This window comes from Ruegeria sp. SAZD011 (genome assembly GCF_059612545.1).
In genome coordinates this window covers 422,268-429,695 of record NZ_JBXWQU010000014.1, presented here as the reverse complement: position 1 = coordinate 429,695, position 7,428 = coordinate 422,268, and the positions used below count along the sequence as shown (strand labels likewise).

The 7,428-nt window shown below is 63.9% G+C and carries 6 protein-coding genes; 2 read left to right on the top strand and 4 right to left on the bottom strand.

Annotated elements, in window-relative coordinates:
- Positions 1 to 183 (top strand): hypothetical protein (locus AC2FLM_RS05300; protein WP_496856311.1); only part of this gene is annotated, 183 nt, incomplete at its 5' end.
- 429 nt (positions 184 to 612) lie between these two features.
- On the opposite strand, the gene AC2FLM_RS05295 is transcribed toward AC2FLM_RS05300, so the two are convergent.
- The 4 genes from AC2FLM_RS05295 to AC2FLM_RS05280 all read right to left on the bottom strand — a co-directional run bounded on the left by AC2FLM_RS05295 (position 613) and on the right by AC2FLM_RS05280 (position 5,508).
- Entirely contained in the window at positions 613 to 1,863 is a 1,251-nt protein-coding gene (locus AC2FLM_RS05295; RefSeq protein WP_496856309.1) for a tyrosine-type recombinase/integrase, read from the bottom strand.
- 241 nt (positions 1,864 to 2,104) lie between these two features.
- Positions 2,105 to 3,766 (bottom strand): FAD-binding dehydrogenase, encoded by a 1,662-nt coding sequence (locus tag AC2FLM_RS05290; protein WP_496856307.1) that lies wholly within the window; start codon positions 3,764 to 3,766, stop codon positions 2,105 to 2,107.
- A gap of 68 nt (positions 3,767 to 3,834) precedes the next feature.
- Positions 3,835 to 4,569, bottom strand: coding sequence for a glutamine amidotransferase (locus AC2FLM_RS05285; RefSeq protein WP_496856305.1), 735 nt, complete (start codon positions 4,567 to 4,569; stop codon positions 3,835 to 3,837).
- Positions 4,570 to 4,767: 198 nt separating this feature from the next.
- Positions 4,768 to 5,508 carry a YebC/PmpR family DNA-binding transcriptional regulator gene (locus AC2FLM_RS05280; RefSeq protein ID WP_234137565.1) on the bottom strand — a complete coding sequence of 247 codons (741 nt, stop codon included), beginning with the start codon at positions 5,506 to 5,508 and terminating at the stop codon, positions 4,768 to 4,770.
- Positions 5,509 to 5,613: 105 nt separating this feature from the next.
- On the opposite strand from AC2FLM_RS05280, the gene AC2FLM_RS05275 reads away from it, so the two are divergent.
- A complete protein-coding gene (locus tag AC2FLM_RS05275; RefSeq protein WP_496856303.1) occupies positions 5,614 to 7,389 on the top strand; it encodes an SLC13 family permease in 1,776 nt (591 codons plus the stop codon).
- Positions 7,390 to 7,428: the final 39 nt, after the last annotated feature.

Here is a 7,428-nt window from a genome sequence, read left to right as displayed (position 1 = left end):
CTCCCGCTCGTTGAGAGAATTGAATCAGTCGCTGGCAACCCGATCAAGGAAGAGTTTTTCAACGGAATCGGCTCGAAACGGTCATTCTCTGCGCCCTGCATCAAAGTCTGCTTTGCGATGGGTGGCAGACCTTTAGAAAGAAGATTCCGTTCTCACTTTCCAAAACAGAGTTGGGAGCCGTGATCGCCCACTTGGACTAAGGCCATACTGTCAACAACGGGTGGAAATGCCAGCGAGAGTGACATGCCATTTTCCATAGCACCCGAAATTCAAACTACCTCACGACCCGTATTGACGGTTTGGTAACTCGATAATTACTTGTTCGCGTCGGCGCCGCCTTCCAATGCAGGTATCATAGCGCTTTCAGCGATGCCCTTGGGCGGGATCGACCGCCTGGCGCCGACGCTAGAACTTGCCAAGATGTTGGATCGTTTGAAGCCGTCGGTTGGGCAGGTATCACCGGAAAATGGCCATAGCTCCAATTTGTCAGCGGCCGTTGACGGTCGACAGAGTGGCTTGCGCAGTCGAAGTGCAACAGCCGCAAACAACAACATTCTCCAACATTAGCATCTTCCGCTGTCGTCCATTTGAAACCAACGCGCGCGGAAGAAGTTATTTCTCGGTTGATGCAAGGGGTTCATCTGTATTGTCAGTTTTGTCCCTTATGAATCCGTCCGCGCTTGTCACGTTGACGACTTTCCCGGTGCCCCCAATTACATAATCAGCCCATCGCTGAACCAATGCGCTACGCTGCTCAAGGAAATCGGTCCTGCGATAAGCTCGTACAACGCCGCTGTCGGCGACATGAGCAAGCATAGCCTCAGCCACCTCATGCGGAGCGTCGGTTACTTCGGCCAACCATGTACGCAGGGACGTGCGAAACCCGTGCGGGCGGGCGTCCAACTCACGCCGTTCCATGTGACGTGAAAGCGTCATGTCGCTAATCACGCCGCCGCGCGTGTTCGGAAACAGGAACCCGTTGCGCGCATGCGGACGCGCTAGGTCAATAACGCGCTGGGCTTCATCCGACAGCGGCACCCGGTAATCATCGGTCGCGCCCTTGCGCCCCTTCATCGCCTCGGCAGGCACGGTCCAAACGTTGCTGTCGATCTGGTCAAGCCGGATGTTGCGCAACGGTCCCGAGCGCACGCCGGTGAGAATGAGCAGGCGCAAAGCAAGGTGTGTTAGGGTCGGTTCTTCGAGGCTGGCGTAGAAATCTGGCACCTCGCGCCAGTCCATAGCCGGAATGTTCTTCGGCTTGTGCCGGGTCTTACCCAAAAGCGCCTTTGCCTTGTCGGTGGCCTGCAAGTCCACATCCAGGCCCAACGCCGCGGCGTGGCGCAATACGATAGACAGCCGGTTTAACGCCTTGCGCGCGGTGTCTGCCTTTGTGTGCCAGATGGGGGCCAGCGTATCGCGGATGTCGCGCTGGTCGAGTTCCGTTACCGGCACCTTCCCCAGCTTCGGCAGGACGTGAAGGCTCAAAGGCGACAGCCACCGCCCTGCCGCGCCATCGCCCTTGAGTTCGGCCTTGCGGGCTTCGAACGCATCTGTGGTCAGAATCGCCAGCGTTATGTCCTCGCGTCGCGCAGCCCGTTCTTCGGCCTGACGCCCTTTCACCGGGTCGCGCCCCGCAGCCGCCATCTTGCGCCAGCGGTCGGCCTGTTTGCGTACCTCGGCCAGAGACAACGCCGGAAAGCCGCCCAGCCCCATTTCGCGCCGCCTGCCGTGAACGGTCACGCGCAGCACCCACTGCGCCCCGCCGTCCTCGCGCTTGACCAGCCACAGCCCTGCGCCGTCGCAATGCTTGCCCACAGGCGCAGTCTTGACGAATGACGCTGAAAGCCTGTTCGTTGCCCGCATTTTTTATCCCCCTAAATATCCACCCCAAGATATGGGAACACCTTGGACGACTCAAGACAGCTCGCGCCAAGAAACCTCATGTTGTTATAGGGGATAGTACTTCGGATGGAAGGCAAAAGAACATAAAAAACAATATGTTGGTTCCGTGTGGAGGCGCCATCCCAGCATAAGATATCTAGGCTTTTCTTCGAACTTGCGGGTCGCACCCCGTTGTTGCCGGCATGCAGCTGGCGCGCGGTCTTCAGGCGATGGCCCGCGACCGCCCGGCGTTGCGACCCGAGAAGATGCAGCCGCCCAGGAAGGTGCCTTCAAGCGCGTTATAGCCGTGATAGCCGCCGCCGCCGAATCCCGCCACCTCTCCGGCGGCAAAGAGGCCCGGCACCACCTGGCCATCGGTGCCCAGCATCTGGCCGTCCAGATTGGTGTGCAGCCCACCCAGCGTCTTGCGGGTCAGCACATGCAGGCGCACCGCAATCAGCGGGCCGTTGGCGGGGTCGAGGAACTTGTGCGGCTTGGCGGTGCGGATCAGCCGGTCGCCGCGATAGTTGCGCGCGGCATGGATCGCCATGATCTGCGCATCCTTGGTGAATGGGTTGTCCATCTGCGCATCGCGCGCCTCGATCTGGGCGCGCAGATGGGTCTCGTCGATCGGAACCTCGCCCAGCTGGTTCATGCCGCGCACCAGCTCGCTCAGGCTGTGGGCGACCACAAAATCCTCGCCATGCTGTTTGAACGCCTCTACCGGCGCGGTGGCGGATTTGCCCGACAGGATGCGCTGGCGGATCACCTCGGCCCATTTACCCGAGGTGAAATCGGGGTTCTGCTCGGACCCCGACAGCGCGAATTCCTTCTTGATCACCTTCTGGGTCAGCACGAACCAGCTGTAGTCGTAGCCGGTCTTCAGGATCTCGCGCAGCGTGGTCAGGGTGTCGAACCCCGGCAGGCAGGGTGGCGCCAGCCGGTTGCCGCGCGCATCGAACCACATCGACGAGGGACCTGGCAGGATGCGGATGCCATGGTCGGGCCAGATCGGATCCCAGTTGCGCACGCCTTCGGTGTAATGCCACATCCGGTCGCCGTTGATCACATGGCCGCCCGCGCGTTCCGAAATCGCGATCATCCGGCCATCGACATGGAACGGCACGCCCGCCACCAAGTCGCGCGGCGGCTCGCCCAGCCGGTCGCGCGGCCAGGCCTTGCGCACCAGGTCGAAATTGCCGCCGATCCCGCCCGAGGTGACCAGGATCGAGGGCGCGTAGACCTCGAACTCTCCAATCTCGTCGCGATTGGTCTTTTGCCCGCGTGGGGCGCGGTCGTCTGCCAGAACCTCGCCCGATACGCCGGTCGCGGCACCGTTTTGCATGATGATATGGCTGACCTGGTGGCGAAACCGCATCTCGATCCGGCCCGCCGCCACATGGTCCTGCACGCGGCGCAGAAAGTGCTCCAGCACGCCCGGCCCGGTGCCCCAGGTGATGTGAAAGCGCGGCACCGAGTTGCCGTGCCCGTCGGCATAGGAGCCGCCGCGCTCGGCCCAACCGACCACCGGAAACCAGCGCAAGCCCATCGTATGCAGCCAGGGTCGCATCTCGCCGGCGGCGAATTCCACATAGGCCTCGGCCCATTTGCGCGGCCAGGCGTCTTCCGGGCGGTCGAACTGGGCGCTGCCCAGCCAGTCGCGCAGGGCCAGATCGGCGCTGTCGCGGATGCCCATGCGGCGCTGTTCGGGGGTATCGACCATGAACAGCCCGCCCAGCGACCAGAAGGCCTGACCGCCCAGAAAGCTCTCGGGTTCCTGATCGAGCAGGATCACCCGCTTGCCCCGGTCGCCCAGTTCGGCGGCTGCAACCAGCCCGGCCAGCCCGCTGCCCACGATGATCGCATCGGCGGTATTCGCGCCCATATCCATCCTCCCCTGTCCTGGCCTCAGCCTAGGACGGCAGCAGGCCAGCAGGCAACGGCGCCGTTGGGTCAGCCGTAGCGCTGGGCGAAACGGCGCAGGATCTCGCCCGGTGCCGTGACCTCGGCGGCATGGCACATGTCGATCAGTCGCGCGGCATCCTCGGGCGGGAAATAGCCGTGATCCTTGTAAATCCGGATGCGCTGTTCGAAATCATGCGCATCCGCTTCCGGGTGGAACTGGGTGGCATAGACATTCTCGCCCCAGCGGATCATCTGAAAGGGGCAGGGACCCGAGGCGACCAGATGTGTGCAGCCCGGCGGCAGCGCCTGCACCGCCTCCTTGTGGCCGACAAAGGCCTCGAAAACCGGGGGCAGGCCAGCGGTCAGCGGATCGCTCGCACCGCTTTCGGTCAGGGTACAGGTCGAGGGGCCGACCGGTTCGCCATAGCGCGCCTTGCTGACCGCGCCGCCCAGATGCGCCGCCAGCACGCCCAGCCCATAGCAACACCCCATGAAAGGATGATCGGCACCGGTGATCTGCGGCATCAGCCCCAGGATCGCCGCCTCGATCCGCGCTTCGGTCGCGGGCTTGGTGGCGGGGTCGTCGCTGACACAGCCGGGTCCGCCGCCGACGATGACGCCCGCGTAATCGGTCACATCCAGCCCCTCGGGCAGGTCCTCGCAATCCAGCCGGATGCGGTGCACCCGCTCTGGCCCGATCCCGCATTTATCGAGGATCGAGGCGAACTCGGCATCGGCCGCGTCGGTTTCAGGGCGCAGTTGCAGGATCAGAAAGCGTTTCATGGCGCTTCGTCTAACGTGCAGTGCCCTGCCGGGCAAGCGCGCATGGCCAGCAGGGGGGAGCGAGGCTCTGCCTCGCGCTCGGGAGTATTTAGGGCGAAATGAAGAGAGCAGGCCCTGCTGCTTCTTTCTGGTCGGAAATACTCCGGGGGAGTCGCCCGGAACGGGCGGCGGGGGCAGCGCCCCCTGCCTTGGGTGGGATCAAAGCGCCGCCATTACCTCGTCGGAGGCTTCGAAATTGGTGGTCACTCGCTGAACGTCGTCGTCATCTTCCAGTGCGTCGACCAGCTTCATCAGCTTTTGCATCGCTTCGAGGTCAAGCTCGGTCGTGGTCGAGGGTTTCCAGACCAGCTTGGTCGAGTCCGATTCGCCCAACTCGGCCTCGAGCGCGTTGGACACCTCGTTCAGATCGGTATCGGCGCAATAGATGATATGGCCCTCTTCCGAGCTTTCCACGTCCTCGGCGCCGGCTTCGATCGCAGCCATCATCACCGTGTCGGCATCGCCGACCTCGGCGGGATAGATGACCTCGCCCTTGCGCTCGAACATGAAGCCCACCGACCCGGTCTCGCCCAGGTTGCCGCCGTGCTTGGTGAAGGTCGAGCGCACGTTCGACGCGGTGCGGTTGCGGTTGTCGGTCATTGCCTCGACAATCACCGCCACTCCATTGGGGCCATAGCCCTCATAGCGGATTTCCTCATAGGCATCACCATCGCCGCCGATCGCCTTCTTGATGGCGCGCTCGATATTGTCCTTGGGCATCGACTGCGACTTGGCTTCCTTGATCGCCAGGCGCAGGCGCGGGTTCTTGTCCGGGTCCGGGTCGCCCATCTTGGCCGCAACCGTGATCTCCTTGGAGAACTTCGAGAACAGCTTTGAGCGCGCTGCGTCCTGCCGTCCCTTGCGGTGCTGAATGTTTGCCCATTTGGAATGGCCGGCCATGATGTCCTCGTCGCTGGTTGCTGGTTGGCGCCCATATAGACAAGGAGGAGGGGCGGGATCAAGGGAGCCGGTTGCAGGCCGCGCGGCGCCCTCTATGCTGGCGCCATGACGATTGACCAGATCCTGCTTTTCGCCCTTTTCGCCGCCGTCTTTGCCCTGCTGCTCTGGGGGCGGTTCCGCTATGATCTGGTGGCGTTTTCGGCACTGATGCTGGGGGTGGTGCTGGGGCTTGTCCCGGTCAAGGATGCGTTTTCAGGCTTTGGCCATCCCGCCACCATCGTGGTTGCGCTGGTGCTGGTGGTCTCCGCGGGGCTGGTGCGATCCGGCGCGGTGTTCCTGATCACCCGCACGCTGGTCGATGCGTCGCGGGGCCTTGGCGCCCATATCGCGCTGATGGGCGGGATTGGCGCGGTGCTCTCGGCCTTCATGAACAACGTGGCGGCGCTGGCGCTCTTGATGCCGGTCGATATCCAGACCGCGCGCAAGGCGGGGCGGGCGGCGGCGCTGACGCTGATGCCGCTGTCCTTTGCCACTATCCTGGGCGGTATGGTCACGCTGATCGGCACGCCCCCCAACATCATCATCGCCTCGATCCGGGCCGAGGCGCTGGGCGAGCCGTATCGCATGTTCGATTTCGCCCCGGTCGGCGGCGCGGCGGCACTGGCGGGGCTGATCTTTGTGGCGCTGATCGGCTGGCGCCTGATCCCGACGCGCGGCGGAGGTGCCGCCGAGGCGGCGGAGGCGTTGGCCGAGTATATCGCCGAACTGACGGTGCCAGATGAGTCGCCCCATATCGGCAAACGCCTGGCAGAACTGGATGCCGAGGCGGAAAAGGCCGACGTGGCGCTCCTGGGCCTGATCCGCGACGGCAAGCGCCGCTATGGCCGAGCCGCCAACACGATCCTGGCCGCCGGCGACACGCTGGTGATCGAGGCCACGCCCGAAGCGCTGGACGAGTTTCGCGCCGCGCTCAGCCTCGATTTCTCGGACAAGGAGCGGCAGCAGGCGCTGACGGCGGCGGGCGAGGGGCTGGACGTGATCGAGGTTGTCGTAACCGACGGCGCCCGCATCGCCGGGCGCACCGCGCAGGGGCTGGGCCTCAGCTGGCGTCAGAACACCGTGCTGATGGGCATCTCGCGTCAGGGCACAAGGATCACCCAGCACATTCGCCGGACCGAGGTGCAGCCGGGCGATATCCTTTTGCTGCTCTGCCCGCGCGACCGGGGGCCGGATGTGACAGACTGGCTGGGCTGCCTGCCGTTGGCCACGCGGGGCCTGAGCGTGACCGCCAATGACAAGACATGGCTGGCCATCGGCCTCTTTGGCGCGGCGGTGCTGGCGGCCTCGGTCGGGCTTCTCTACCTGCCGGTGGCGTTGGGGCTGGTGGTGGTGGCCTATGTGCTGACCGGTATCCTGCCGATTGCCGAGCTATACGATCATATCGAATGGCCGGTGGTGGTGCTTCTGGGGTCGATGATCCCGCTGGGCGCCGCGCTTGAGGCCTCGGGCGGTACGCAACTGATCGCGGGCGGGTTGGTTACACTGACCCAGGGCTGGCCCGCCTGGGCCATCCTGACGGTGCTGATGGTGGTGACGATGACGCTGTCGGATGTGCTCAACAACACCGCGACGACCATCGTCGCCGCACCGGTGGGCATCCAGATGGCCAATGCGCTGGGCGTCTCGCCCGACCCGTTCCTGATGGCGGTGGCGGTGGCGGCCTCGGCGGCATTCCTGACCCCCATCGGGCACAAGAACAACACGCTGATCCTTGGCCCTGGCGGCTATCATTTCGGCGACTACTGGCGGATGGGTCTGCCGCTCGAGATACTGATCGTGGCGGTCACCATCCCGGCCATCCTGCTGTTCTGGCCGATGTAAGCGGATCGGGCGCCGATGACGGAAAATTGCAAATTTTCC

Coding starts and splice junctions, on each gene's coding strand:
- AC2FLM_RS05285 (WP_496856305.1), bottom strand. CDS start 4,569: ATGAAACGCTTTCTGATCCTGCAACTGCGCCCTGAAACCGACGCGGCC.
- AC2FLM_RS05290 (WP_496856307.1), bottom strand. CDS start 3,766: ATGGGCGCGAATACCGCCGATGCGATCATCGTGGGCAGCGGGCTGGCC.
- AC2FLM_RS05295 (WP_496856309.1), bottom strand. CDS start 1,863: ATGCGGGCAACGAACAGGCTTTCAGCGTCATTCGTCAAGACTGCGCCT.
- AC2FLM_RS05280 (WP_234137565.1), bottom strand. CDS start 5,508: ATGGCCGGCCATTCCAAATGGGCAAACATTCAGCACCGCAAGGGACGG.
- AC2FLM_RS05275 (WP_496856303.1), top strand. CDS start 5,614: ATGACGATTGACCAGATCCTGCTTTTCGCCCTTTTCGCCGCCGTCTTT.